Below are 614 nucleotides of genomic sequence, written 5' to 3'. Positions count from 1 at the left end.
GCCGCACGCGTCGTCACCAGCGAGAACCCGACATCCACCGGATCCAGACCCGCGACAAACGCCGACAACCGCTCCATCTGCGCCGACAGACCCGCTTCCGACATCGCCGACACCACCCACGGCACCACCGGCACTGAACACACCGCAGGGGGTGCCGGCTCCTCGTCTGCACGAGCCTGTTCGACGATCACATGTGCGTTCGTCCCACTGATACCGAACGAGGAGACAGCAGCGCGTCGTGGCTCACCCGTTTCCGGCCACGCCACGGACTCCGTCAGCAACCGTACGTTCCCCGCCGACCAGTCCACCTGAGGCGTCGGCTCGTCCACGTGCAGGGTCTTGGGCAGCACACCGTGCCGCACGGCCTGCACCATCTTGATGATCCCGGCCACACCCGCCGCCGCCTGCGTGTGACCGATGTTCGACTTGATCGACCCGAGCCACAACGGACGCTCCTGCGACCGCTCCTGCCCATACGTCGCCAGCAAAGCCTGCGCCTCGATCGGGTCACCCAACTTCGTCCCCGTACCGTGCGCCTCCACCGCATCCACCTGCGAAGCCGACAATCCGGCATTCGCCAACGCCTGCCGGATCACCCGCTGCTGCGACGGACC

At 67.1% G+C, this 614-nt stretch carries 1 protein-coding gene; it reads right to left on the bottom strand.

The window, feature by feature from the left end:
* On the bottom strand, window positions 1-614 hold a 614-nt coding region (locus tag B9S57_RS33360; RefSeq protein WP_146057835.1), incomplete at both ends, for a ketoacyl-synthetase C-terminal extension domain-containing protein.

It is taken from the genome of Streptomyces sp. SM10, assembly GCF_002910915.1.
In the GTDB taxonomy this organism is placed as follows: Bacteria; Actinomycetota; Actinomycetes; order Streptomycetales; family Streptomycetaceae; genus Streptomyces.
Note: the sequence above shows the minus strand (reverse complement) of the source record. Positions and strands in the feature narration are given on the sequence as shown.